Genomic DNA, 25,447 nt, shown 5'->3' with positions numbered 1-25,447 from the left:
ATACCGAGAAATAAGAGGAGAATATACAGACAACAGTAGTATAGAAACAAACGTTCTGCTATTATAGTAGTACTGCAGCAACGTGAAAGGAGCAACACATTTTGGCAAGTAAGAAGTCATTTATGGAATATAACGATGATGCCATACAGGTGCTTGAAGGTTTAGAAGCCGTTCGTAAGCGTCCTGGTATGTATATTGGAAGTACGGATGCCAGAGGTTTGCATCACCTCGTTTATGAAATTGTAGATAACGCCGTTGATGAAGCTTTAGGCGGATTCGGTGATTACATACATGTGAAAATTCACAAAGATAATAGTGTGTCAGTATCCGACGATGGCCGGGGCATGCCAACTGGGATGCATAAGCTCGGAAAACCAACTCCTGAGATCATTTTCACCGTCCTCCACGCTGGAGGTAAATTCGGACAAGGTGGATATAAGACATCTGGAGGACTTCACGGTGTAGGTGCTTCAGTTGTTAATGCGCTATCAGAATGGCTTGAAGTAACAATCCATCGTGATGGAAAAACCTATCGTCAGCGTTTTGAGAATGGCGGTAAGCCCGTTACAACATTAGAAGTGATCGGAAACACACGTAAATCTGGAACGACCGTCCATTTCAAACCAGATCATTCGATGTTTTCTACGATCAACTATAACTATGAAACGTTAAGCGAGCGTCTTAGAGAAGCAGCTTTCTTGTTAAAAGGCATTAAAATTGTGCTGGAAGATGCCCGTAACGGTGAAAAAGATGAGTTTCAGTTTGATACAGGTCTAGAAGCCTTCGTAAAATATTTAAACGAAGATAAAGATTCCCTACACTCTGTCGTAAGTTTTGAAGGAACACAAAACGAGATTGAAGTTGATTTTGCGTTTCAATACAACGATGGATATGCTGAAAACGTATTGTCCTTCGTAAACAATGTTCGAACAAAAGACGGCGGAACGCATGAATCTGGTGCGAAAACCGCGATTACAAGAAGCATAAACGAATATGCCCGTAAAACGAACATGTTGAAAGAGAAAGATAAGAACCTGGATGGGTCCGATATCCGTGAAGGGTTAACAGCGGTAGTTTCCGTACGCATTCCTGAAGAATTTCTTCAGTTTGAAGGGCAAACGAAGAGTAAACTAGGTACGAGTGAAGCACGATCTAGCGTTGATGCGGTCGTAGCTGGGAAACTCGCTTATTTTCTTGAGGAAAATCCTGCAATTAGTGAAATGCTCATCCGTAAAAGTATTAAAGCCGCTCAAGCTCGTGAAGCAGCTCGTAAGGCTCGTGAAGATGCGCGTAACGGAAAGAAGAACAAGCGTAAAGATTCAATGCTGAGTGGTAAGTTAACCCCAGCTACATCAAAGAATCCTGAGCGTAACGAATTGTACCTAGTAGAGGGTGACTCTGCAGGAGGTTCTGCTAAGCAAGGACGAGACCGTAAATTCCAGGCGATTTTGCCGCTTCGTGGTAAAGTAATCAACACGGAAAAGGCAAAACTTGCAGATATTTTTAAAAACGAAGAAATCAACACAATCATCCATGCGATCGGCGCTGGAGTAGGCTCTGATTTTACACTGAAAGATGTGAACTACGATAAAATTGTCATTATGACTGATGCGGATACAGATGGTGCGCACATTCAGGTTCTTCTTTTAACGTTCTTCTATCGTTATATGAAGCCGCTTATTGAAGAAGGAAAAGTGTTTATTGCTCTTCCTCCTCTATACAAAGTGAGCAAAGGAACAGGAAAGAAAGAAGTCATCGAATATGCATGGGATGAAGATGAGTTAAAAGAAGCTCAGAAAAAGATCGGAAAAGGCTACATTATTCAGCGTTACAAAGGTCTTGGTGAGATGAACGCCGACCAGCTATGGGAAACAACGATGGATCCTGACACACGTACGCTGATCCGTGTACGTATAGATGATGCAGCCCGTGCCGAAAAACGTGTCTCTGTCTTGATGGGAGATAAAGTTGAACCACGCCGTAAGTGGATAGAAGAACATGTGGCGTTTGGCATAAATGAAGAAACAAACATACTAGATAACGAGAACTTGTCAGCATTCTGAGGAGGTTTAAAGATTGTCACTGCTTGAGAAATTTAGAGAGCTGCCGTTAGAAGACGTAATCGGCGACCGCTTCGGAAGATACAGCAAATACATCATTCAGGAGCGTGCATTACCTGATGCAAGAGACGGCCTGAAACCCGTTCAGCGCCGTATTTTATACGCAATGTTCGCAGAAGGAAACACGAACGACAAACCATACCGAAAATCGGCTAAGACGGTCGGTAACGTAATCGGTAACTATCACCCGCATGGTGATTCTTCCGTTTATGAAGCGATGGTCCGTATGAGTCAAGACTGGAAAGTAAGAAACGTCCTGATCCAAATGCACGGTAACAACGGTAGCATCGACGGCGATCCAGCAGCAGCCATGCGTTACACAGAAGCACGGCTTTCTGCGATCGCGTCTGAACTATTGCGTGATATCGATAAAGAAACTGTAGAGTTCGCACCGAACTTTGATGATACAACAGAAGAACCAATAGTGTTGCCAAGCCGTTACCCGAACCTGCTCGTAAATGGTTCGACCGGTATCTCTGCTGGTTATGCAACTGATATTCCACCACATCATCTAGGTGAAGTCATCGATGCCGTTACGATGCAAATCGATCATCCTGATGTTTCACTTGATGAATTAATGACGGTTATTAAAGGACCTGATTTCCCGACAGGCGGAATCGTTCAAGGACTCGACGGAATTAAAAAAGCATTTGAATCAGGAAAAGGCCGCTTTGTGATCCGTGCAAAAACGGAGATTGAAAGCTTAAAGGGCGGGCGCCAACAGATTGTTATTACTGAAGTACCTTTTGAAGTGAACAAAGCGAACCTCGTTAAACGTATGGACGAGCTGCGTTTAGATAAAAAGGTAGATGGTATTGCCGAGATCCGTGATGAGACGGACCGTACAGGGTTACGAATCGTAATCGAGCTTCGAAAAGACGGTAACGCAGAAGGGATTTTAAACTTCTTCTTCAAAAATACCGATCTTCAAGTCTCATATAACTACAACATGGTCGCCATTCATAACAAAACACCAAAGCTGATGGGTTTAAAAGCGATTCTTCATTCTTATATTCAGCATCAAAAAGAAGTAGTCACACGCCGTACTACTTATGATTTGAGAAAAGCAGAAGAACGCTCACACATCGTTGAAGGCTTGATCAAAGCCATTTCAATTTTAGACGAAGTGATTGAAACCATCCGAGCTTCAAAAGATAAGCGAAACGCAAAAGACAACATTATCGAAAAGTTTCAGTTTACAGAACCACAAGCTGAAGCGATTGTTACGTTGCAGCTTTATCGTTTAACAAATACCGATATCACGACGCTTCAATCTGAAGCAGAAGAATTGGCTAAAAAAATTGCGTATTTACGTTCGATTTTAGACAGTGAGAAGAAACTGTATAACGTGATTAAAAAAGAGCTGTCTGAGGTAAAGAAAAAATATGCAGATCCTCGCCGTACGGTAATTGAAGCGGAGATTGAAGAGATTAAAATCGACATGGAAGTGATGATTCCTTCTGAAGATGTGATGGTGACGGTTACGGAAGATGGCTATGTTAAACGTTCAAGCGTTCGTTCTTACAGCGCCTCAAACGGTGAACCACCAGGCATGAAGGATACGGATTCACTGCTCATGGCATTACAGCTGAACACGACAGAGACACTTCTTATGTTCACGAACAAAGGAAACTACATCTATCTCCCAGTTTATGAGATGCCTGAGATCCGCTGGAAGGACATGGGGCAGCATTTAGCAAGTCTTGTTGGACTCGATAAGGATGAGAAGCTGATCAAAGCGTACCCAATTAAAGAATTCGCGGAGGATCAATACCTCATCTTCTTTACAAAACAAGGTATGGCTAAGAAAACAGAACTTAAGGCTTACAAGGCAACGCGCTACAACCGTCCATTGATGGCAGTTAAGCTAAAGGCGGAAGATGAAGTAGTAGATGTATCGTTAACAAATGGAAAACAAGATGTCTTTATTACCACTCATTTTGGGTTGGGATTATGGTTTGCAGAAGAAGAGATCTCTATCGTTGGTCAAAGAGCGTCTGGCGTTAAAGGAATCAATTTAAAAGATGGTGACCAAGTGGTAAGCGGATTTGCGCTTCCAGAAGATCCGGAAAAAGCGCAAGTGATTATCGCCACCCAGCGCGGTGCATTGAAAAAGATGAAGGTTTCGGAGTTTGATAAAACATCACGCGCAAAACGAGGACTTGTGATGGTAAGAGAACTAAAATCAAACCCACATCGAATCGTCGGTATGAAGCTAGTTTCAGAAGATGAAACACAATTTGTGCTAGAGACGAAATCCGGTAAAGAAGAAACCATTTCAGCTTTAAACTATAAACCAGCCGATCGATACAACAACGGTTCGTTTGTTGTGGATACTGCTGAGACAGGCCCAATCACACGAATTAAGTTGTTGGTTTCAACCGAACAAACAAAAGAGTAGCGTATGCTGCTCTTTTTCTTCTTTTTACAGATAAGGTGTTATAGACAAAAGGGGTGTACTGAGGGTCTGAATGAGACGGGTGGACTCAGTTCTATTGGTTGTGGACACGAGTATTCATAATCACGGAAAAACAGTGATTATACCGAAAAAAAAGCTTTGTATCACGGGAAAAAAAGGTAAAATCACGGAAAAAAAGGTACTTATCAAGGAAAAGTTTTATGGCCGTTGAACAATGTCTGTTTCATACGGACATTGTGCATCCGAGTATACTTTTCAATTAAGCCAAACCACAATAGAATACATTACAACAAGAGAGAAATGAGAGATACATAACATGAAGAGCAACACACATCTGATTGGAGGAGTGGCAGCAGGTGCGATTTATAAGATTGTAACGGATCTGCCGCCTGACTCCCTTCAACATGAGCTGACCTTTTTGGGAGCAGCTGTTCTGGGAAGTTTGCTGCCAGACCTTTGTCATCCGGGTTCATATTTAGGCAAGAAGACTAGCTTTCTATCAAAAACGATTTCAAAGACGTTCGGACACCGGACCATTACGCACAGCTGGATCATGATTCTTGTATTGATGATGCTGCCCCAATGGATCGACTGGCGGTATGAAGATAGCGTAAGCACGGGCCTTGTCGTTGGAGTGATCTCGCATTTGATACTGGATGCCGCGACTTCAAGAGGGATTCAGCTTCTCTACCCGCTGCCTATTCGGTTTCGTTTTCCGCTATATACCAAAACAGGATCAAAAACAGAAACAAATATCGCATCCATTATTAGTTTGCTAGCTGCAGTTCTTATGGTTCATCTGTATATCATCCCTCTGTTTTAAGACGTGAACGTAAAAAAAGGGTTTAATTTACTCACTCAATGGTAATACAACAATTGTATACACAAAAATGAGGAGTGGTTAAATAATGGCTAGAATTGCGACAGTATTAGCAAATATGTTTGAAGATGTAGAATACACGGAACCAGCAAAAGCGTTTCGAGAGGCTGGCCATGAGGTAACCGTAATCGGCTCTGAAAAAGGAGCAACACTTGAAGGGAAGCAAAAAGAAGCGCAAGTGACAACAAATGCTGCCATTTCAGAAGTTTCACCCAATGACTTTGACGCTCTATTTATTCCAGGTGGGTTTTCACCGGATATTTTAAGAGGTGATGATCAGTTCGTTCAGTTCACAAAACATTTTGCAGATGAAGGCAAACCGGTGCTCGCGATCTGTCATGGGCCACAGCTTTTAATTTCTGCTGAAGTGTTAAATGGCAGAGATATCACAGGATACAAATCCATTCATGTTGACCTAAAAAATGCAGGAGCAACAGTGAAGGATGAAGAAGTGGTGGTATGTGGCGGAAATCTTGTGACTAGCCGTCAACCTGAAGATATACCAGCGTTTATTAGAGAGTCACTAAAAGTACTTTAACTGTAATAAATGAGCACAAAAAACCGCTTAGGAGTTTTCTAGGCGGTTGTTCTATGAAATGAAACTTATGGTAAATGAGTTCGTACAATGATGTATGAAAATATAGAATGGATGGACTGACATGGAATCAAGAGAGCATTTGCTGAATGAACTAAAAGAAATTGAGAAGTGGGAAAAGGATCAAAAAGGTCTCTGGTTTTGGGAGCGTATCACACGCTTGCCATTTAAACTACTCGATAAAGTGACTCCAAAATTTATTCAAAATAAAATAGGTACACTTCTTGATGAAATTGGTGGCTATATTCAAAATGGAGGGCAATATCTATCAAACGAGAAATCCGTTTTTCAGTTTTTTGAAAAGAAAACAGGACGTGTGATACACGAGTTAACAGATCTTCAAGACGTTCCGCTTGAGGAGATGAAGAAAGTTTCATTAGCATTAGCAGACAAAAGAAAAAGTGCAGCAACTCTTCAAGGGGCAAGTACAGGTATTGGTGGCATCTTCACACTTGCCATAGATATACCCGCTATCTTAGCAATTTCTTTAAAAACACTTCAGGAAATCGCGATTATTCACGGATACGATCCAAAAGATAAACAAGAAAGAGTATATATTTTAAAGTGTTTGCAATTCTCCACATCAGATTATGTAGGAAAAGAAGCGATTCTTAATGAACTTGCTGCGATAAATGATGACGAAATAAAGTCGCGAGAAGTCATTTCTCAAATTCAAGGCTGGAGAGAAGTAACGTTAACGTTTACTGAATCATTCGGATGGAAAAAGCTGTTTCAGATGGTTCCAGTGGCTGGAATCATTTTCGGAGCATTTGCAAACCGATCGATGATTAATGATCTTGCTGAAACGGGAAAGATGCTTTATCAGAAAAGAAGGATTGTGGAGAGATTGGAGAGTGTTTCAGATTCTACTAGTAATTAATTCAAAAGCATAATATGATTTGGGAAAGAGAGAACTACCTTTACAGGGTAGAGGTCGGGGGTTCGAACCCCTCTCGGGTCACCATAACAGAGTATCCAAACCCCTTAATAATAGGTTTTTTTTTTTGTAGTACACACCATATTAGAAATCAATAATACAGATTGATTGGGGACAAATTGGGGACAATTTTTCAATAAAACCCAATTTATAGCTAAAAAAAGAGGAAATTGTTACCTTTTACTGAAAAGGAAAAGGTAGGAGGTATTAAGATGAATATTGATACAAGATATTTAATTAGATGGGGAATACCAGGTTGGATTTTTATGATTTTCAGTTCGATTTATTTTATAGTCCGTGACTTTAAAATGTTTTTGGAACTTTTTCCTGCAGGGGGAACGAGTATAGTGGCAATTGGGGCTGTTTTAACAGTATTGGGTATACCAATTGGTTATTTATTTAATCAAATACACCACACTATAACATTTGTTATTATTCAAATATTTCGATGGGATAGGTATTTTAAATTCGAATCTCAATTTGAAAATTACATGTTTTCACTTAAGGAAGGTAGCGAAGGATCTCGTGATAAAGTTCATGAAAGATATAGATATTTGTTATCAAGAATACATGAAATAGGGTCAATTTGTATTGCAATAATTTCATCAGAATTATTGGTTATTATATGGGATTTATATTTTGTAACTGAAAGTAACATGTTTGTAGTGCTTTACCATATAACTGTTATTTTAATTCTTGTAATAATGTGGATTGACAGATGGTATTATAAACGGAACATTGAAGTTTTTATAAATTTTCATTGTGAAAAGGCTGGTATAAAAAAATTTTATAGGAGTTAATTTAGAAGCATTCTTTCGAGAGTGCTTTATTTATGTTCCTGAAGAGGGAATGATAAGTTATATTTCTTGTAAAAGTTAAAACTTTTATGTTTTTTTTTGTACAAATGCCTTCATCTTTAAAGCCCCAATAGATAAAGGGTTTTTTATTTTCTGTACCATTTTTGTACAAGTTTGAAGTTGTGTGCAAGTAAAACAGTTCTCAAGCAGGAAATAAGACTAAAATAAGGAAATTATATACAAAAGAATTAAAGGAGGAATTGTAATGGAGTTTAAACAAGTACTCGAGAAACTTTCTTTGCAGCTGATTGAAAGGAAATCTCACATTATCAATGAAGAATCTACGAAACAAGCTTTAATAATTCCGTTTATACAAACACTGGGCTATGATGTTTTTAATCCACTTGAAGTCGAGCCCGAATATGTATCTGATTTTGGGATAAAAAAAGGTGAAAAAGTTGATTATGCAATAAAAAAAGATAGAAAACCAATTATTTTCGTTGAAGCTAAATCAGTTAATGAAAAATTACATAAACATAGTTCTCAAATTTACAGATATTTTAATGCAACACCTGAAGTTAGATTTTCAATTCTAACAAATGGAACAGAATATAAACTTTTTACGGATCTAAAAAGGGACAACATTATGGATGATGAACCTTTTTATCAATTTAATATAGAATCGTTAACAAATTTAGATATAGAAGTAATTGAGCATTTCACAAAGGAAGATTTTGATATTGATGAAAATATTAAATTCTCACAAGAACTTGTTTACACAAACAATATAAATTCTACTCTAAAAGAACTGTTTAAGAATCCGTCGGATGATTTTGTAAGATTTCTTATTAAAGATTTAAATAACCAAAGGGTTACATCAATAGTGGTCGAAAAATTTAGACCAATAATTAAAAAAGCTATAAATCATACTTTGTTAGAAATTATAGGAGAAGGTTTATCTTTTACAAATATTAAAGCAGATCATCCACAAGAGGATATTTTAGTTTCAGATCAAACTTCTATTGATGAAGATGACATGTTTAAAGATGAAGATAAAACGAAACCTGGGGTTGTAACTACGGAAGAAGAACTAAGAGCATTTTCAATAATAAAAGAAACTTTAGAAGTAAGCGGTAGAGAGGTGGATAATCTAAAATACAAAGATAATTCTAGTTATTTCAATATCATGAATAGGGTTATTACTAAATGGTTTATTCGTTTCTTCTCAGATACATCTAATAAGATCATTGTAACTCGACTTGATACACAAAAAGTTGAACAATTATGTCCAAATTTCAGAATTGATGAAGCACCAAAAGGTCTTGGTGGCAGTCGTATATATATGAACTCCGTAGAAGACCTTTTAGAAATGAAAAGCCTTATCATAGCTTGTTATGATGAGGTAAAGGAAGAAAGCAAAATAACAACTTAGGTTCTTAATTTAGGTGAATAAATTTTAAAAAAGGGCTGATCTAAACAGCTCTTTTTAATTACGCAATTTTCTACCGTTTTATGGTAATGTATAAACAGTGAAATTTTCACTTAAATATTGGAGGGAGAATCTATGGATCTTTTAAAATCTATTATTACGAACGCTGCCTTCTTAGCTGTGTTCACTTTAATTGTAACGTATCTGTTTAATCGTGGATTACAAAAACAAAAAAGCCAGTTTGACGATCAACTACAAAAGCAAAAAGGGGAAATCGATAAAGAAATAGAAATACTGAAAAATGTTCTTCAATTAGAATTGTCAAATGAACAAGAGAAGTTAAATCAAAAAAGAAATGTTTATATTAACTTAATTAATACAATGGCAGTTTTTATTGGTATGAGAATACCTGAAAATAAACGAATTGAATACCAGGAAAATTTCCTAAAAGCATATGATGTTGCTTGGTTGTGGGCTAGTGATGATGTGTTGCAAGCATTGTCTAGATATTTGCAATATAAAATTGAAATTAACCATTTAGTTGGTCAAAAATTACCTATTGAAGAAGTAAACAGAGTGTATTCATTAGAAAAAGAATATTTTTCAGAATGCGTTCTCGCTATAAGAAAGGATATAGGATTTAAAGATACAATCCTTAATAAAGACCATTATAAATTCATTATTTTTTAGTTCTATTATCTAACATTATGTAATTTCATCAACTAAAGGTTGAGTTTATGGAAAAAACTTAGTTATTAATATTTTTATATAAAAAAACACACTATGCTTTTTTTGAGGCTATGTGTGGTTGGAAAAGGTTATTTAATTTATCTACTGCTTCTTCATCTGTTTTCCTTACATAATGTCCGTTACTTTTTTTTAAGGTGTTTTTTTATTACATTATAAAAATATATCATAGTAAAATATTCCTAAAAGGGTGGGATATTATATGTTTTCGAAATTATTGCCTTATTTTAAAGAAGCTACAGTTGAAATACAAAAACTTTATATAAAGTCTCTTGCGAGAAAGGAATTTAAAAGATATATAGATAATTGGAGTTATCAATCCTCTAATTATAAGTATCTAACTGACATAAAGAATGACATGGTTATTAATCGGTATGATTTAGAAATTTTGAACTATGAAAAAAAATACGAACAAATAGGTGAAAAAGTCCAAAAAATACAATCTATTATTAATGGTGTTTTGCCAGAAATAAGTGTAAGTATTAAATTGAGGTCTAATGAAATTTGTTATTATTGTGAAAAGGTGTCTTGTTTAGATAGTAGGTTTAAAGAAGATCATGATATGAAACCATAACATATCACATGAAAAACATTATTAAGTATGAATCTGGAGATAGTTATGTGCTTTTTAGAAAGGAAAATGAAAAAAGACCAAGAAGCTTTAACTTTTTTAAAAAGGAAAACAATGATTATGATTTAGTTGTGCTTAAGTCGATTCTTTACATTTTATTTAAGAAGAAATAATAGATAGGTTCCAATAAGGAGTTGAAACTTTTCTGTAATTCTTGTATAAAGCACCTTAACCATTACAGCCTCAATGGATACAGCGTTTTAACATTCTTGTATCATTTCTGTATATAATGGTAGTTTTTTTGTATTTATAGGTGAGTTTTTTGTATATGAACAAAAAAAGACCACACTTTAACAGCAGAGGAATTGTATAGAGGTTTGCAGACAGTTTTAGAAAGTGAAGCAGAAAAGATTTATAACCAACGTTCAAATGCCGAAATGATTGAAGCAGGTAAAATACAGGGAGCAATTCGTGACCTAGCTAACAAAAACAATATTAGAAGGTAATACATGCAGGAGATAACGATTCTATGAAAGTTATCTCCTTCTTTCTAGGTAATGGTACAAGTAAATGCACATAAACGAGAAGTAGGTGAAAGATAATGAAAGCCTTAGAGGGAAAAAAAGGTAAAAAACAAGAATTGGCGATTATTGCACTTTTAACCGAACCCACCATAAAACAAGCTGCTGAAAAAGTAGGCATTGGTGAAACGACTATTTACAGATGGTTACAAACAGATAGTTTCCAACAATTGTTTAGAAGTGCTAAAAATCAGGCTGTGTCACAGGCTACCGCACGTTTACAGCAATCCTCTACATTAGCGGTGGAAACGTTAAACGAGGTAATGAGGGAAAAAAGAGCCCCTGCTATGGCTAGGGTAACCGCTGCAAAAACGGTATTAGAGTTCTGTTACAAAGCATACGAAATTGATGAAATAAAAGACCGCCTGGACAAATTAGAAGAAGTAGCGGAGGGGACAGGATGATAAAAAAACGAATTGCAAAACTAGAAAAAAAGTTGATCGGTTCTAAATGGCTACCTGTGTTAATTCTTGAATCAGAGGAAGATATAGAAGATTATAGTCATTTAACTTGGAAAAGATACGGTAATTATTATTGATAACGTACCCCTGGAGGATGAGCCATGTCAATCCGAAACAGAATAAAACGCCTTGAAAAAGTTCATAGACTTTCAAAGAATACAGACCATTTATTAATAATTATGGACTATGGAGAAGATAACATAAGGGAACAAGATCTAGGGGAGAGCCTAGAAGAGTATATGTATTATCTTGATAATGAAGGAATTGAATATGTACAAATAAAAGCATAGAAGGATATTAAACAGGACACATTAGAGGCACTTAGCCTATTTGTGTTCTTTTTTATTCAATAACCAATAAATAGATACAAAAAACTAACCTAATATACAAAAAACTCATGCTCTATACAAGAATGATACAAGAATCTAAAAACGTCAAAACCCTTGGTACATAAGGCTTAAAGATACTTTAAATTACAAAAAAGTATTGAGTTGGCTGTAAATTTCTAAATACTTTTATTTGGGGTAGTTATAATACAAATAGTGGCATGTTGGGGACAGATTGGGGACACTTTCCTGCATGTTGTCCCCGAATTTATAAATAGGAACATATTAAACCATATGTAAATCCCTATGGAATAAGGGTTAAACATATGCAATCTGTTATAGTCATTTTGGATAACCTACCTTGACAGGGTAGAGGTCGGCGATTGAATATGTAATATAGCAAAAGGGTTGATTCAAAAAATGAATCGACCCTTTAACTTCTTTTCGTATTGTATTTATCTTTTCTTCAATTTCATCTTACGTCTTAGGAAAAGTAAATCCTTCACCAAACACATCTCTTACATCGTGGACAACGACAAATGCTTTTTCATCTACTTGTTGAATCATCTTCTTTAACAGAAATAGCTCCTGTTTATTGATTACTACATAAAGTATATCTTTTGCTTCATTCGAGTAATGGCCTTTTGCATTAATAATAGTAACTCCACGGTCCATCTCATCACTTACTTTTTGAGCGATTTCTACCGTGCTTTCAGAAATAATTGTAACTGCTTTTCTCGTATCGAAACCATCAATCAAGTAATCAAGAATCTTCGTACTAATGTAAATGGATATTCCTGTGTACATCGTATTTTCAATCCCTATGACAAAACAAGATCCAATAACGACAAGAATATCAAAAACAAACATAGATGTACTAACGCCCCATCCGAAATGCTGATTCAGCATCCGGGCAATAATGGTCGAGCCTCCAGTTGTACCGCCTGAACGCAGCACTAGCCCTAATCCAATCCCGATGAAAACCCCTGCAAAAACAGTTCCGAGCATAATGTCAACTGGGTTACCCATCCCTTCTGTTACATGCATAAAGAGGGAGGTAAAGAAGATGGCAATCATCGTATACCAGGTCACTCGTTTATTTAAAACTTTATAACCAATGGCTAAAAGTAAGCCGTTCATGATGAAGTTTGTCAGACCTGGTGACCAGCCAAATAAGTAATAAAGGGTCATTGAAATACCTGTAACGCCACCTTCACCCAATTCGTTAGGGATGGCAAACCAATTTACGCCAAGTGCAAAAAACAGGGATCCTATAATGATTAATGTAATCTCTTTTCCTGTATGGTTCATATTATCACTCCGTTCAACCTGAACACCTAGCATAATATATCATAGGGATATCCTTTGAACAAGATTGTTCTACAATATTGTTCAATAAATTTTTGTAACACTTATTCTCTATGTTAGAATAGGGTAAAAGAACGTATAGGCAGGTTAAAATTAATGCGTAAAGAAACCGTAGAACAAAAGGTTTATCATTTAATAAAAAACGCAATCATGAATAGGCAAATTGCGCCTGGCAACCAGTTGTTTGAAAGCGCAATTGCAGAAAAGGTTAATGCAAGCAGGACACCAATTCGAAGCGCAATAACGAAGCTGGAATCAGAAGGGTTAGTGAATGTAATCCCTAATAAGGGGGCATTCATCGTTCAACCATCAATCGAAGAAATGGTCCAGGCATTTGAAATGAGAAAAACGCTTGAGAAAATGGCGATTCAGAAAGGATTCTCCAATCTTGGCGAGAATGAAGTTCAGCAACTGAAAGAGCTCCTTATTGAAATGACAAACGCTTATAATGAACGAAAGATCGTTCCTTATCAAGATAAGAACAATGCTTTTCATCTTGTACTCGCAAAAGCGAGTGGCAACAGCTATTTAATAGAATTTATGGAGAAAATTTTGAGTCAGATCACGATTTATATGGTGCTCTATGATGTCTTTAATGGAGATCGTTACGATGAAGAGCTAGATATCCTAGAACATGAAAAAATGATTAAATACATTGAAAGTGGAGAAAAAGAAAATTTGCAAACGTTGCTTCTTCAACACCTTGATAATAGTTTAACCAAGCTGCAGCAGGATAAATTAAATTATCAGTCCCTTACAAGGTTATTTTAAAGGATTTCAATATGCTCACATAAAAGACAAGTAAGCGTTCATACATATGAAAGTAGTTTTGTATGTAATTTTACTGACTTTAGAGGAAATGTCCTAAAGGAGTTGAACGTAGTGGAGACGCTTCATAAGTCATTGACCGTGTTGGATTCATTAAAACAACCTTCAAAAGAAGAACTTAAAACAGCGCTTATTCATTTAGAAATAGAGTTGGAGGATATTAAATCAGAACTGAAAACCTCCCAAGGAAAACCCTACTTTCGAAAGCTTTTGTATCAGAATGAAGAAGTTGAATTGTTAGTCATGAACTGGTCTCAATTAGAATGTGCACCACATGATCACGGTACTTCGCAAGGATGGATTAAAGTTCTGAATGGCTCTTCTCTCAACACCGTTTATGAAGTCAATGAAAACGGTTTGCCTTCGGAGTTATTTGCAAAGGTCCATACAACAGGGGAATTATATTACGCTCCTAAAAAAGGTGTTCATAAAATGAAAGCTGACAAGGAAAGCGATCTAGTAACACTGCACCTCTATTCTCCTCCCATTAGTGGCATGAAGGTTTATGATCTTGAAAAATGTACCGTATGTGTTGTATCAGATGATTGCGGAGCATGGTGGCCAGATGAACAGCGGCAAAAGTTGAAAGAAATACAATTAAAAAATGATGTAATGGCTTAAAATAATCAAAGCACCTGTCACTTCAAACAGGTGCTTTTTCATGGCCATAAAGATTAAACAGAGTAATACTTTTTGTAATAGTGTGTAAGTGCCAATAGTGGCCAAATGTAATCATAACTATGGTAATGAATATAAAATGCACCGGGTAATCCAGCTCCAGTCGGATAGTTTGCTTTACGATGTTTCATCAGCCATGTAACTGCCTTCTCCATTTCAAGAGTAGGCTCTTTATGGATTGCTGTTAGTGTATTAAGAGCCCATGCGGTTTGGGATGGTGTACTCTCGTTTAACTCTACATATTTCCGTTGTTTATCACTAGCGCATGATTCTCCCCAGCCACCATCCTCATGTTGCACATTGAGTAACCAATGTTTAGCTTTTTGTATTTTCTTGTTCTGTGGATTTATGCCACAAGCAATTAATCCCGTAACAGCCGCCCACGTTCCGTAAATAAAACAAACACCCCAGCGCCCATACCAGGAACCATCCTGCTCTTGATTGGTTAGTAGCCAGTTCGCTCCTTTTTTTATAGAGGCATGATCTTGATTCAATCCGTGAAACTTACCAAGAAACTCCAACGTTCTCCCCGTTAGATCTGGAGTCGAAGGATCGATTAAAGCATCTTTTGCATGTTTAACCGGTAGATTGCCGATCAAATAACGGTTTGTATTTTTCTCAAATGCGGCCCACCCTCCATCATCGTTCTGCATAGATAAAAGCCAGGTAAGTCCACGATCATAACTCATCTGATATTGAGAGTAGAAATGTGACAAATGTGCCATCGTGCGAAGCGCAGCTTGTGTATCATCTATATCAGGATGTTGTGTGTTGCCTATTGAAAAGCCCCAGCCGCCAGGTAGCGCTCCGGGATTATGAACAGACCAATCCCCATACTTTGTTTGCTGCTGAGATAACAGAAATTGTGATCCCTTCTTAACGCCTGGAGTGGTGAGGGGTACACCCGCTTCCAGCAGCGTATATAAAATGAGTGATGTGTCCCAGGTTGTGGAAGGAGAGTTCTGCAAGTGCAATGTTTCTTCAACTTCACAAAACATGTTTATTAATCCTGTGAGTGCGTTTTGAATAACTGTTGAAGAGCGTTCATAACCAGAAGAAAGCAGGCTATAAATCATAAAAATAGTCGTTAAACTATAGCTTAGTAGAGTTCCGTCAGGTTCAATGTGGGTGAGTATATAAGATAAAATATTCTCTTTTTTCGTTTGAAGGTATGAGTCTCTAATATTCAACAATGAAAATAAGTTTACCCAATCCTGCATGTTAGAACCTTCACCTTCATCTCCAGTGAGGTCCGATAGGTCAGGTGTGTATTTGGAAGTAAGCTTTCTCTTCTCTTCAACCATCAACAGAACAGGTGCAAAATGAGCTCTAGCATAGCTGCTAATATCATATTGATTAATAGGAGAGGTAAGGGGAAGAGAAAAAAGGATAGCTGGATCGATCGGAACATCTGGCCATTCGTATAGGCCGTTCATCGCGAGAAAAACCTTCGTTAGGAGATCTGCTTTTTTCAAACCGCCATTTGTTTTAATAAAATGTTTAGCTCCAATGAGCTTGGCATCATCAGCATTAAAATGCTGCGAATAAAGAAGTGCTGTATAAGCTTGTATTGTTGCAGACAAATTGGCAGGTTCTTCATCAGGATAGACACGCCACAAACCATCTGGTGATTGTTTGGAAAGAATTCGATCTGTCATTCTTCTAATCAATTTTTCGTTTCTATATTCTATCGTTCTTAACAGGATGAGCATGTAAGCATCTGTAATTACGGAGTTTTCAAAGCAAAAACGCCAAGTTCCATCTGGTTTTTGAAGAGAGAGCAGATCATTACAGCGTCTATAAATTTCTTTTTCAAGTTTTTTGAAATCCATATCAACCACCGCACTTTTCCACATAGTGATTACAGTGTATGTACAGAAATGGTTATCCTATGAACAGGGAAGTTAAATCACTGTTATTTTTTTTGAAATCAAGTTAAAATCACTTTAACACTGAAGTTTTGTTATAGGAGGAATGGATTTTGAGCAATAAAGAACTTGCAACATTTGCTGGTGGTTGTTTCTGGTGCATGGTTAAACCATTTGATGAGCTGCCGGGCATTCATGGTATTGTATCTGGGTATACGGGTGGACAACTACAAAACCCAACTTACGAACAAATTAAAACGGGTGAAACCGGGCACCGTGAAGCCGTCCAAATTACGTATGATCCAGAGCTTTTTCCATATCAAAAATTGTTAGATCTGTATTGGCCACAAATTGATCCAACTGATGATGAAGGTCAGTTTATCGATCGAGGAAGTCAGTACCGTACAGCAATCTTTTATCATACAGAGGAACAAAAAGAACTAGCAGAGAAATCTCGGAAGGCTTTAGAAGAAAGCGGCCGTTTTAAAAAACCGATCGTCACGGAAATTCTGCCAGCGTGTGAATTTTATGAAGCTGAAGAATATCATCAAGACTTTTACAAAAAGAACCCTCAAGCATATAAAGAGGAACGTGAAACGTCAGGGAGAGATACGTTCATAAAAGAGAATTGGAAATAGGTCACCATAATAATATTATGTAAACAAAATTTAAACCTTGTAGACATACAAGGTTTCTTCTAATTTTATTCAACATCTAAAGGAGACTTTAGTTGATCATTTTGTGTATCAATATAAAGATTGTTGCTGCTCGTTAATAACGCATAAACAACATTTTCTGGCGAGAGATTGCGCTTTGTAAGTTCTGTCTCCAGCCAATCCTTAGAAATGTTGTTTTCTTTTAGATTGTTCTGCAAGATCTCTCCATCCATAATCAGCTCTATTGGAAGCTTTACTTCTGATTTGTACATATTTATATCTTTACGCGTAATGTTTAGATGCTGCTCTTTTTTCTTTACAGATAGCAGCCCATTGTTTTCAACGAGAGCATAATCGACTTCATCAATAGAAAAAATATCTTTTTGCCTGAGTTGTTGGTTTAGATAATCGAGTGTATAGCGCATTTTCTTCATGTTGTGTTCGAGTATCTTGCCATTTTCTATTACGACCGTTGGATCACCAGCTATAAACTTCCTAGCTCTTTTACTTTTTAATGAAAGGTAAGCAGAAAGGTAGATCAATAAAACAAGAATAGCAAATACGAGAAAGATGTAGCGAGCTTTAATTTGAAGCGCAAATGAGAGGTTTGCTGTAACTGAACCAAGTGTTACAACGGCGATAAAGTCAAAAATCGTCATCCTTGATACGGTTTGTTTTCCTAGTATTCGAGCTGCAGCATATAAGGAGATAAAAGCAATAACGGTTCGAAAAATAACATCTATGTAAGAGTTCAATTAATCACTTCCAGTACCAATCATTTATTATCATTTATTAATCTTTTTATCCAATTTCATTAGATTTCAGACTGTACTGGAAAATGTAGTTTTCGTTTACAGGAATACAAAAAGAACGCTCAGAACTAATTCTGAGCGCTTCATGTTGGGATTATTTTCTTTTCTTATACTGATTTAACACATGAACCATACCCTCTTCGATCAATTCATTTGCTGGCTTATCCAACTTTTTTGCTAATGCTTTTATTTCAGAATATAAGGAATGGCTTAATGTTGTATTTACATTTTTTCGATCATGATTTTTCTTTCTTATTTCACTCGTATACATAACACTACCTCCATTTTATAAGGAGTTGATTTTTGTTGGATGCATTTTTGCACGGAATATTGTTAGCTTTTGGTCTGATCTTGCCTTTAGGCGTACAAAATGTTTTTATTTTTAACCAAGGTGCTCAACAACCATCGTTCTGGAGAAGTCTTCCTGCTGTTTTAACTGCTGGTGTTTGTGACACCATACTAATAGTGTTAGCTGTAACAGGGATCTCGGCTATTATTACTGCTTTTAGCACGCTGAAATTGTTATTCATGATTGTTGGTATTCTCTTTTTATTGTATATGGGGTGGTCGATTTGGTCTAGCAAAACGAACCCGGAAACCTCTCAATCTAGCATGCAGCCTAAACAGCAAATCATTTTCGCCTCAACTGTATCACTTTTAAATCCTCACGCCATTTTAGATACCATTGGTGTGATAGGTACGAGTTCACTCGCCTATTCAGGAACAGAAAGACTAGTGTTCACACTTTCATGTGTCGCGGTGTCATGGCTCTGGTTTATAGGATTGGCATTAGCGGGAAGAACCATTGGAAAAATAGACTCTGGGGGAACCATCTTAAATGTTATTAATAAAGGATCAGCTATCATTATTTGGTGTATTGCCATATACTTAGCAACTATGATTTTTTAAATAATCTAGTTCTTTAAGCATCCTCAGAAACGTTGAGCTGCAACTTTCTGCTTACAAATCCTAGAAAGCAAAAAATGTTAAATCCTTCCTTTGACTCTAGGTTAAATGACTGAATTTTGTAATAATTCAATTTAGTAGCGTACTAAAATCATTGGGAGGTACATATGAACAGAAAATTTGTGTTAAGTCTTAGTCTAGCAACAGCTCTAAGTGTAGGAAGTATCGGTTCTTTTGTTTTAGCTCATGATGAATTAGGTTCAGATATTATTGAAAAGGGAACTGGGCCTGGTTATGAAGCCATTGAATCAACAATAGAGGGATCACAAAGTTTTAACTGGAAAGAGGTAGCTGCTGTACAAATCAAAGAAAAAGACGGCAAACAGAATAATACAGCTGACGTTTATGTACATAAGGGTTTCGCGTACACAGGCACACATACGAAAAGCGGTGGTGAAGGAGGAGTTCGTGTTTGGGATGTGAAGAATCCTTCAAATCCTAAAGAAGTAGCGTTGTTTGCTGATGATATCCCAGGAACTTGGCAAGAAAAAGTAATTGTTAAACGTGTTAACACAGAACACTTTCAAGGGGACTTAGCCGTTGTTTCTGTTCAGCAGCTTAATCGTAAAGCAGAAGGCTCTGTTGGGGGATTTCTTTTATATGATGTAACGAATCCTTATCAGCCAAAAAAGCTTGGATTCTGGGAGCTTGATAAGCGTGTTACGGGAACACATGAACTTTATTTGACAGAACAAGGCGGGAAACCGTATGTTTTGACAGCAAATCCATACGCTGATTATTATACACATGGAGAGCAAAAGGACTTCCAAATAGTTGATGTAAGTAATCCAGCTTCACCACAAACCATTTATCAGTTTGATCCTCGTCAATTACCAGAAGTACCAGAGAATTTTGACGGCTATAACTGGACAGATTCGAATGGAAAGCAGCGTGCTGTATTTAATCATAGTACGATGGCTGATGTGAACGGTAAAACAGCTTATCTGTCTTTCTGGGACCTAGGTACAATCGTATTAGATTTGGAGAATCCAGAGAACCCAACCTATTTGGGAAGAACAACATTTAGTGCAACACAGCAAGGATCTGCTCACTCTGCTGCTCTTGCTAAAGGCGGAAATGTGTTGATCGAAACACGTGAAGTATATAATCCTACAAAGCCAGGATATGAACATTCTTACGGGTATACACGTATCTTTGATATTAAAGATAAGACGAATCCTAAGCTATTAAGTGAGTTTAAAACAGAGCTTGTTGACGATGTTCAATATGGAGTCACGTTTGCAAACACCGTTCACGATCCGAAAGTACATGGCAATACGCTGTACCTATCTCATTATGGCGGAGGGGTCAGGTCTGTCGATATTACAGATCCTAGCAACCCAGTAGAACTCGGAAAATACATCCCTGAAAAGTCAAACATCTGGGGTGTTGATGTAGCAGGTAACTATGTCTATGCGTCAGATATGGGAACAGGATTAAAAGTTCTTAAACTCACAAACGGAGAGCAATAAATAACAAACAAAAGTCCAATTCTTTGAAATTGGGCTTTTTACTATGCAAATATTTAGGAGTAAGTGTAAGCTGTTTACAGATAACACGAAGAGAGTGAACTGTCTTATGGAGAAACAAAAGAGACTACGCGATTACGGTATAAAGATTGGAAGTATGGAAACAGGCGCATTGAACTCCATAACGGATGTTGAAGGGGTGACTGTTGGACATGTTACCCTTAGCGAAGGTAATATGCAGACAGGTGTAACAGCAATCCTGCCTCATCAGGGAAATACGTTTAAAGAGAAACTGATTGCTTCGAGTCATGTTATAAATGGTTTCGGCAAAACGATGGGAACGATTCAAATGGAAGAACTGGGTGTACTTGAAACGCCCATTCTATTAACGAATACATTAAGTATAGGGACAGCTGCAGATACACTTATTCAATACATGCTAAGGAACAACCCTGAGATTGGCAGAACAACGGGTACTGTAAACCCGATCGTTGGAGAATGTAATGACATGCTGCTGAATGATGTTAGGGCACAACATGTAAAAGAAGAACATGTATTATACGCTTTGCAGAATACCTCAACAGAGTTTCAGGAAGGCAGTGTTGGAGCTGGAACAGGTATGCTTTGTTATTCTTTAAAGGGTGGGATCGGTACGTCTTCGAGGCATATTCCATTAGAGCATGGAACTTATTCTATTGGTGCCCTTGTCTTATCTAATTTTGGTATTCTACGTGATCTGATGATCAATGGGCGTGCTATTGGTCAGGAATTAAAAGAAGCCCTTCTTAAATCGTGGGAAGAAAAAGATAAAGGCTCTGTCATGATCATTGTGGCAACAGATCTTCCTGTTTCTGAGCGACAGCTTAACCGAATTATCAAAAGATCGGTAGCAGGCTTGTCTAGAACAGGCTCAATCATAACGCATGGAAGTGGGGAAGTGGTAATTGGTTTTTCCACAGCTACTAAGATACCACATGATAAACCCGCTGATTGTTTAACGATTCCTACTATCCATGAAGAAGATATGGATCTTGCTTTTCGCGCCGTTGGTGAGGCTGTTGAAGAAGCCGTATTAAATTCATTGGTCACAGCTACTCACGTAATAGGAAGAGATGGAAATGAACGACCTGCTTTGAAAGATTTATTAAAGGAATTTAATATCAATTTATAGTGTCGGATATTTATAAACTAAAATAAGACCCTACCAGAGTATTCATCTGACAGGGCCTTATTCTTCTTTATACAAACAAACTCAATAATAATATAAAGCCTAAACCAGCAACTGAAATAATAGTTTCAAGCAGCGTCCATGTTGCAAATGTTTCTTTCATACTTAAACCAAAATATTCCTTGAACATCCAGAAACCTGCATCATTTACGTGTGATGCGATTAGACTGCCAGCTCCTGTTGCAAGTACAACTAACGCAAGATTAACATCCGTTTGGCCAAGCAAAGGAATCACTAGCCCTGCAGTAGTTAAAGCGGCAACGGTCGCAGACCCTAAAGAGATACGAAGGATGGCTGCAATGATCCATGCAAGTAAGATTGGTGAGAAAGTTGTATCTTTAAACAGTTCTGCTACATAGTCACCAACACCACCGTTGATCAGAACTTGTTTGAATGCACCGCCGCCACCGATGATTAATAACATCATACCGATGTGTGTAATGGCTGTTGTACAAGAATCCATAACGGTTTTTATCGGAATATTTCTTGCGATTCCCATCGTATAGACCGCTACTAACAGAGATAGCAGCATGGAAGTAGAAGCATCGCCTACAAAGCGGATGATTTCAAATGTTTTACTGTCATCGATTCCCATTGTGTTTTGAACCAGCGTAATGATGGTTGCAATCGACATTAAGATAACAGGAAGCATTGCTGTAAATACAGAGATACCAAATGAAGGTGTGTCTTCTAGTTTAAATACTTTTTGTTCACCTAATGAAGCGATGTTACCCGTTTTATTAAATGAATCTGGAACAATTTTTTTGGCAATCTTCGTAAATACGGGTCCTGCTAGAATAACCGTTGGAATTGCAATAATGAAACCGTAAAGAAGCACTTCGCCAATATTAGCACCAAATTCTCCCGCAATTACGGTAGGTCCTGGGTGAGGGGGCAAAAATCCGTGCGTTACAGATAAAGCCGCTACCATTGGAATTCCAAGATAAAGAATAGAAACACGTAATTGTTTAGAAATTGCGAATACGATTGGAATTAATAATACTAAACCTACTTCGAAAAATAGTGCGATACCGATAATGAATGAGGCTACAACGATCGCCCATTGTATTTTCTTTTCTCCGAATTTCTCAATCAATGTGATCGCAATTCGTTGTGCACCACCGGCATCAGCGATCAATTTACCTAACATGGCACCAAGACCAAAGATTAACGCTAGATGACCGAGTGTTCCGCCTAAGCCCGCCTCAATCGATTTAACGATTTCGCCAAGCGGCATCCCAAGTGCTAACGCGACACCAAAAGAAACGATAATTAAAGAAATGAAAGTGTTTAACTTGAAATACATAATCAATAACAATAACGCTAATATTCCACAAGCAACAATAAATAATGGCATGATGATTAATCCCCCTGATGTTCGTTTTCTTTATTACTTAAACTTCTTTGATAAGATGCAATACGTGAATAATCTTCTTCTAGTTTTCTAGATAGACTGATGAAGATAGGTAATAATTCTCTATATTCTTTTACGGCTTCTTCATTAGGCAAGTGTTTAAAAGTACTGCCAATCATTTCAGAAGCGGCTTCAAAAGACTGAATTTGACCTGTAGCATACAATCCTAAAATACATGCCCCTAAACAGGAACTTTCATAAACTTCTGGTACAGACACTTCTGTATCAAATATGTCTGACATCATTTGACGCCAAAGCTCCGACCGTGCGAACCCGCCAGTTGCTTGGATACGCGTTACAGGTTCATTCATGCATTCAACTAATGCTAAGAACACGGTGTATAGATTGTAGATTACGCCTTCTAGGGCAGCTCTTATCATATGTTCTTTTTTGTGAGATAAGGTTAGTCCAAAAAATGAACCGCGGACATCTGAATTCCATAAAGGAGCACGTTCTCCTGCAAGGTAAGGGTGGAATAGCAATCCTTCAGAGCCAGGTCGCACACGTTCGGCCATTTTGGTTAATATTTCATAAGGATCTAATCCTAATCGTTTTGCTGTTTCTAATTCAGAGGCTGCAAATTCATCTCGGATCCATCGCAGGACAACACCTCCATTGTTAACAGGTCCTCCGATCACCCAATGATCTTCAGTTAGTGCATAACAAAAGATTCTGCCTTTATCATCGGTTTGCGGATTATCAATAATGGTTCGAATGGCACCGCTTGTACCAATCGTGACTGCAATTTCTCCTTTTCCAATCGCATTCACGCCAAGGTTAGATAACACGCCATCGCTTGCTCCTATAACAAAAGAGGTCTGTGGATCTATACCGACTTTTTTCGCTAAATCTAAATCACAATTTGTAAACATAGCGGTTGTAGAAACCAAGTTTGATAATTGATCACGTGTGATGCCTGCGATTTTTAATGCCTCTTCATCCCAATCCAGCATCTCCAAGTTCATCAAACCCATCGCCGAAGCGAGAGAATGATCAACCACATATTCGTTAAAGAACTTTTTGAAAATGTATTCTTTAATTCCTATATATTTATGAGCTTTGGCAGCAATATCAGGAAGATCATTTACAATCCATGAAATTTTACTTAAGGGACTCATCGGATGAATAGGTGTACCTGTTCGTTTGTAGATTTCATGGCCATTTCGTTCTTCTTTAATTATCCTAGCCCATGCCTCACTGCGATTATCAGCCCATGTGATGCAAGGTGTTAATGGCTGATCGTTATGATCCATTACAATAACACTGTGCATAGCACTGCTAAATGAGATGAACAAAATCTGTTCTGGGGAACAGTTCGCCTGTTTTACAACATTTGTAAGGGCTTGCAAAACAGTTTGAAAAATTTCCTCAGGATCCTGCACCGCAGTAGAGCTATCTGGGGTGTGAAGAGGGTATCCGATGTTTTCTTGTACGATCACCTCACCATTTGTACGAAATAGAACAGCTTTCGTACTTGTAGTGCCGATGTCAATTCCTATCATGTAGCTATTTTTTTGCTTTGTACCGTCTATATCTAACATCTGTTTACTCCTTTTCTTGCTCTCTTGCACTTGATAGCATTTGTTGTGACATCCATAGATCATCAACTTTACCTTGTACATCATCAAAATTCTGATGCAGAGATTGGATCATGATGTCTCTGTTCTTAGTTGAAATTGCGTCAATATATAGTTCATGGTTTTTCACGATACGTGAGAGGTCGTCGTACTTTTCATTAAAATGCATGCGCATGGATAATAAGATGAAACTTTCCATTACCGGTTTAGTATTATTCCAAATCATCGTAATGTAAGAATGATTGATGGCTCGGATGATGGTTTCATGAAATAAAACATCCTGAAAAGCGAACTCATCAGCATCTTTGTACTTAATGGCAATTTGCATCATTTCTAGAATCTTATTGAGCTCTCTCTCTAGTTCTGCTGTATCGATCTTGACGAGGCGTTCAAAAACAAATGTTTCAATAAGCAGTCGAACATCGTAGATTTCTTCAACTTCTTTTTCTGTTATACCCGTGACAACTGCACCCATGCGTTCTAATCGAATCAGATTTTCGTTTGCAAGAACCTTTAACGCTTCACGAATCGGTGAGCGGCTTACATTATATTCAGCAGCTAATTTATTTTCAGATAATATGGTACCGCTTTCAATAAGTCCCGATATAATTCTCATTCTTAACTCGCACGTTACACGTTCACCGGTTGAGGCTTTAGAGAGCCATTTTGCAGGATAAAGAGAATCTCCTGATTCATTCAATAAATTAACCTCCTTAAGAA

General features: G+C 37.5%; 26 protein-coding genes. 19 read left to right on the top strand and 7 right to left on the bottom strand.

The genetic code is table 11. The features are described 5' to 3' along the window. Positions 1 to 122: 122 nt before the first annotated feature. The 13 genes from parE to AWM68_RS11690 all read left to right on the top strand — a co-directional run bounded on the left by parE (position 123) and on the right by AWM68_RS11690 (position 11,827). Positions 123 to 2,063, top strand: a complete 1,941-nt coding sequence (gene parE, locus AWM68_RS11745) for a DNA topoisomerase IV subunit B (protein ID WP_066242472.1) — start codon at positions 123 to 125, stop codon at positions 2,061 to 2,063. Positions 2,064 to 2,076: 13 nt separating this feature from the next. Beyond that, positions 2,077 to 4,521, top strand: a complete 2,445-nt coding sequence (parC, locus tag AWM68_RS11740; RefSeq protein WP_066241656.1) for a DNA topoisomerase IV subunit A — start codon at positions 2,077 to 2,079, stop codon at positions 4,519 to 4,521. A 334-nt stretch (positions 4,522 to 4,855) separates the two neighbouring features. Beyond that, positions 4,856 to 5,362: a metal-dependent hydrolase gene (locus AWM68_RS11735; RefSeq protein ID WP_066241652.1), complete on the top strand. Its 507-nt coding sequence runs from the start codon at positions 4,856 to 4,858 to the stop codon at positions 5,360 to 5,362. A gap of 85 nt (positions 5,363 to 5,447) precedes the next feature. Then, the gene (locus AWM68_RS11730; RefSeq protein WP_066241649.1) at positions 5,448 to 5,957 is read left to right on the top strand and encodes a type 1 glutamine amidotransferase domain-containing protein; all 510 of its coding nucleotides are present in this window, start codon (positions 5,448 to 5,450) and stop codon (positions 5,955 to 5,957) included. A gap of 121 nt (positions 5,958 to 6,078) precedes the next feature. Then, the gene (locus AWM68_RS11725) at positions 6,079 to 6,894 is read left to right on the top strand and encodes an EcsC family protein (protein WP_066241648.1); all 816 of its coding nucleotides are present in this window, start codon (positions 6,079 to 6,081) and stop codon (positions 6,892 to 6,894) included. Between the two features lie 269 nt (positions 6,895 to 7,163). Next, positions 7,164 to 7,751, top strand: coding sequence for a hypothetical protein (locus AWM68_RS11715; protein WP_066241647.1), 588 nt, complete (start codon positions 7,164 to 7,166; stop codon positions 7,749 to 7,751). 262 nt (positions 7,752 to 8,013) lie between these two features. Further along, positions 8,014 to 9,180, top strand: coding sequence for a type I restriction endonuclease (locus AWM68_RS11710; protein WP_066241644.1), 1,167 nt, complete (start codon positions 8,014 to 8,016; stop codon positions 9,178 to 9,180). Between the two features lie 132 nt (positions 9,181 to 9,312). After that, complete coding sequence (locus tag AWM68_RS11705) at positions 9,313 to 9,867, top strand: hypothetical protein (protein WP_066241641.1); 555 nt, start codon at positions 9,313 to 9,315, stop codon at positions 9,865 to 9,867. Between the two features lie 259 nt (positions 9,868 to 10,126). Further along, positions 10,127 to 10,498, top strand: coding sequence for a hypothetical protein (locus AWM68_RS11700; RefSeq protein WP_066241638.1), 372 nt, complete (start codon positions 10,127 to 10,129; stop codon positions 10,496 to 10,498). A gap of 374 nt (positions 10,499 to 10,872) precedes the next feature. Beyond that, positions 10,873 to 11,001: a hypothetical protein gene (locus AWM68_RS22025; RefSeq protein ID WP_269446792.1), complete on the top strand. Its 129-nt coding sequence runs from the start codon at positions 10,873 to 10,875 to the stop codon at positions 10,999 to 11,001. 95 nt (positions 11,002 to 11,096) lie between these two features. After that, a complete protein-coding gene (locus AWM68_RS11695) occupies positions 11,097 to 11,480 on the top strand; it encodes a hypothetical protein (protein ID WP_066241637.1) in 384 nt (127 codons plus the stop codon). Further along, positions 11,477 to 11,614: a hypothetical protein gene (locus AWM68_RS21450; protein WP_156488389.1), complete on the top strand. Its 138-nt coding sequence runs from the start codon at positions 11,477 to 11,479 to the stop codon at positions 11,612 to 11,614. Before AWM68_RS11695 ends, AWM68_RS21450 begins: the two co-directional genes overlap by 4 nt. 24 nt (positions 11,615 to 11,638) lie before the next feature. Next, complete coding sequence (locus AWM68_RS11690) at positions 11,639 to 11,827, top strand: hypothetical protein (protein WP_066241634.1); 189 nt, start codon at positions 11,639 to 11,641, stop codon at positions 11,825 to 11,827. 513 nt (positions 11,828 to 12,340) lie between these two features. Here the strand turns inward: AWM68_RS11690 and AWM68_RS11685 are convergent. Next, entirely contained in the window at positions 12,341 to 13,174 is an 834-nt protein-coding gene (locus AWM68_RS11685; RefSeq protein ID WP_066241632.1) for a YitT family protein, read from the bottom strand. Between the two features lie 153 nt (positions 13,175 to 13,327). Between AWM68_RS11685 and AWM68_RS11680 the strand changes: the two genes are divergently transcribed. Then, positions 13,328 to 14,002 carry a GntR family transcriptional regulator gene (locus AWM68_RS11680; protein WP_066241628.1) on the top strand — a complete coding sequence of 225 codons (675 nt, stop codon included), beginning with the start codon at positions 13,328 to 13,330 and terminating at the stop codon, positions 14,000 to 14,002. Positions 14,003 to 14,113: 111 nt separating this feature from the next. Continuing rightward, positions 14,114 to 14,680, top strand: coding sequence for a cysteine dioxygenase (locus AWM68_RS11675; protein ID WP_066241625.1), 567 nt, complete (start codon positions 14,114 to 14,116; stop codon positions 14,678 to 14,680). Between the two features lie 53 nt (positions 14,681 to 14,733). Here the strand turns inward: AWM68_RS11675 and AWM68_RS11670 are convergent, their stop codons facing one another. After that, entirely contained in the window at positions 14,734 to 16,569 is a 1,836-nt protein-coding gene (locus AWM68_RS11670) for a terpene cyclase/mutase family protein (RefSeq protein ID WP_066241622.1), read from the bottom strand. 149 nt (positions 16,570 to 16,718) lie between these two features. Here AWM68_RS11670 and msrA point away from each other — a divergent pair, with 149 nt between their 5' ends. Continuing rightward, complete coding sequence (gene msrA / locus AWM68_RS11665; protein WP_066241619.1) at positions 16,719 to 17,243, top strand: peptide-methionine (S)-S-oxide reductase MsrA; 525 nt, start codon at positions 16,719 to 16,721, stop codon at positions 17,241 to 17,243. Between the two features lie 65 nt (positions 17,244 to 17,308). Here the strand turns inward: msrA and AWM68_RS11660 are convergent, their stop codons facing one another. Further along, positions 17,309 to 18,016: a DUF421 domain-containing protein gene (locus AWM68_RS11660; protein ID WP_066241615.1), complete on the bottom strand. Its 708-nt coding sequence runs from the start codon at positions 18,014 to 18,016 to the stop codon at positions 17,309 to 17,311. A 151-nt stretch (positions 18,017 to 18,167) separates the two neighbouring features. Next, positions 18,168 to 18,344 (bottom strand): hypothetical protein, encoded by a 177-nt coding sequence (locus AWM68_RS21740; RefSeq protein ID WP_197468166.1) that lies wholly within the window; start codon positions 18,342 to 18,344, stop codon positions 18,168 to 18,170. 35 nt (positions 18,345 to 18,379) lie between these two features. On the opposite strand from AWM68_RS21740, the gene AWM68_RS11655 reads away from it, so the two are divergent. From AWM68_RS11655 to AWM68_RS11645, 3 genes are all read left to right on the top strand, one after another. Further along, positions 18,380 to 18,982, top strand: a complete 603-nt coding sequence (locus AWM68_RS11655; RefSeq protein ID WP_066241612.1) for a LysE/ArgO family amino acid transporter — start codon at positions 18,380 to 18,382, stop codon at positions 18,980 to 18,982. 164 nt (positions 18,983 to 19,146) lie between these two features. After that, positions 19,147 to 20,511 (top strand): LVIVD repeat-containing protein, encoded by a 1,365-nt coding sequence (locus tag AWM68_RS11650; protein ID WP_066241609.1) that lies wholly within the window; start codon positions 19,147 to 19,149, stop codon positions 20,509 to 20,511. Between the two features lie 106 nt (positions 20,512 to 20,617). Continuing rightward, a complete protein-coding gene (locus AWM68_RS11645; protein WP_066241606.1) occupies positions 20,618 to 21,679 on the top strand; it encodes a P1 family peptidase in 1,062 nt (353 codons plus the stop codon). Positions 21,680 to 21,746: 67 nt separating this feature from the next. Here the strand turns inward: AWM68_RS11645 and AWM68_RS11640 are convergent, their stop codons facing one another. Genes AWM68_RS11640 through AWM68_RS11630 form a run of 3 tightly spaced genes read right to left on the bottom strand, consistent with a single transcriptional unit; the run spans position 21,747 to position 25,427 of the window. After that, positions 21,747 to 23,093, bottom strand: a complete 1,347-nt coding sequence (locus tag AWM68_RS11640) for a GntP family permease (RefSeq protein WP_066241603.1) — start codon at positions 23,091 to 23,093, stop codon at positions 21,747 to 21,749. Positions 23,094 to 23,098: 5 nt separating this feature from the next. After that, positions 23,099 to 24,652, bottom strand: coding sequence for a gluconokinase (gene gntK, locus AWM68_RS11635; RefSeq protein ID WP_066242469.1), 1,554 nt, complete (start codon positions 24,650 to 24,652; stop codon positions 23,099 to 23,101). Between the two features lie 43 nt (positions 24,653 to 24,695). Then, a complete protein-coding gene (locus tag AWM68_RS11630; protein ID WP_066241600.1) occupies positions 24,696 to 25,427 on the bottom strand; it encodes a GntR family transcriptional regulator in 732 nt (243 codons plus the stop codon). Positions 25,428 to 25,447: the final 20 nt, after the last annotated feature.

It is taken from the genome of Fictibacillus phosphorivorans (assembly GCF_001619875.1).
GTDB lineage: Bacteria > Bacillota > Bacilli > Bacillales > Fictibacillaceae > Fictibacillus > Fictibacillus phosphorivorans_B.
The sequence above is the reverse complement of the archived record's forward strand: the minus strand, read 5'-3'. Positions and strand labels throughout refer to the sequence as shown.

Excerpts from the sequence above, each read along its gene's own strand:
- AWM68_RS11645 (WP_066241606.1), top strand. The coding sequence starts at position 20,618 with ATGGAGAAACAAAAGAGACTACGCGATTACGGTATAAAGATTGGAAGT.
- AWM68_RS11715 (WP_066241647.1), top strand. The coding sequence starts at position 7,164 with ATGAATATTGATACAAGATATTTAATTAGATGGGGAATACCAGGTTGG.
- AWM68_RS11695 (WP_066241637.1), top strand. The coding sequence starts at position 11,097 with ATGAAAGCCTTAGAGGGAAAAAAAGGTAAAAAACAAGAATTGGCGATT.
- AWM68_RS11640 (WP_066241603.1), bottom strand. The coding sequence starts at position 23,093 with ATGCCATTATTTATTGTTGCTTGTGGAATATTAGCGTTATTGTTATTG.
- AWM68_RS21450 (WP_156488389.1), top strand. The coding sequence starts at position 11,477 with ATGATAAAAAAACGAATTGCAAAACTAGAAAAAAAGTTGATCGGTTCT.
- AWM68_RS11670 (WP_066241622.1), bottom strand. The coding sequence starts at position 16,569 with ATGGATTTCAAAAAACTTGAAAAAGAAATTTATAGACGCTGTAATGAT.
- AWM68_RS11690 (WP_066241634.1), top strand. The coding sequence starts at position 11,639 with ATGTCAATCCGAAACAGAATAAAACGCCTTGAAAAAGTTCATAGACTT.
- AWM68_RS11705 (WP_066241641.1), top strand. The coding sequence starts at position 9,313 with ATGGATCTTTTAAAATCTATTATTACGAACGCTGCCTTCTTAGCTGTG.
- AWM68_RS11685 (WP_066241632.1), bottom strand. The coding sequence starts at position 13,174 with ATGAACCATACAGGAAAAGAGATTACATTAATCATTATAGGATCCCTG.
- AWM68_RS11730 (WP_066241649.1), top strand. The coding sequence starts at position 5,448 with ATGGCTAGAATTGCGACAGTATTAGCAAATATGTTTGAAGATGTAGAA.
- AWM68_RS21740 (WP_197468166.1), bottom strand. The coding sequence starts at position 18,344 with ATGTATACGAGTGAAATAAGAAAGAAAAATCATGATCGAAAAAATGTA.
- gntK (WP_066242469.1), bottom strand. The coding sequence starts at position 24,652 with ATGATAGGAATTGACATCGGCACTACAAGTACGAAAGCTGTTCTATTT.
- AWM68_RS11710 (WP_066241644.1), top strand. The coding sequence starts at position 8,014 with ATGGAGTTTAAACAAGTACTCGAGAAACTTTCTTTGCAGCTGATTGAA.
- AWM68_RS11680 (WP_066241628.1), top strand. The coding sequence starts at position 13,328 with ATGCGTAAAGAAACCGTAGAACAAAAGGTTTATCATTTAATAAAAAAC.
- parE (WP_066242472.1), top strand. The coding sequence starts at position 123 with ATGGAATATAACGATGATGCCATACAGGTGCTTGAAGGTTTAGAAGCC.
- AWM68_RS11735 (WP_066241652.1), top strand. The coding sequence starts at position 4,856 with ATGAAGAGCAACACACATCTGATTGGAGGAGTGGCAGCAGGTGCGATT.
- AWM68_RS11700 (WP_066241638.1), top strand. The coding sequence starts at position 10,127 with ATGTTTTCGAAATTATTGCCTTATTTTAAAGAAGCTACAGTTGAAATA.
- AWM68_RS11725 (WP_066241648.1), top strand. The coding sequence starts at position 6,079 with ATGGAATCAAGAGAGCATTTGCTGAATGAACTAAAAGAAATTGAGAAG.
- AWM68_RS11650 (WP_066241609.1), top strand. The coding sequence starts at position 19,147 with ATGAACAGAAAATTTGTGTTAAGTCTTAGTCTAGCAACAGCTCTAAGT.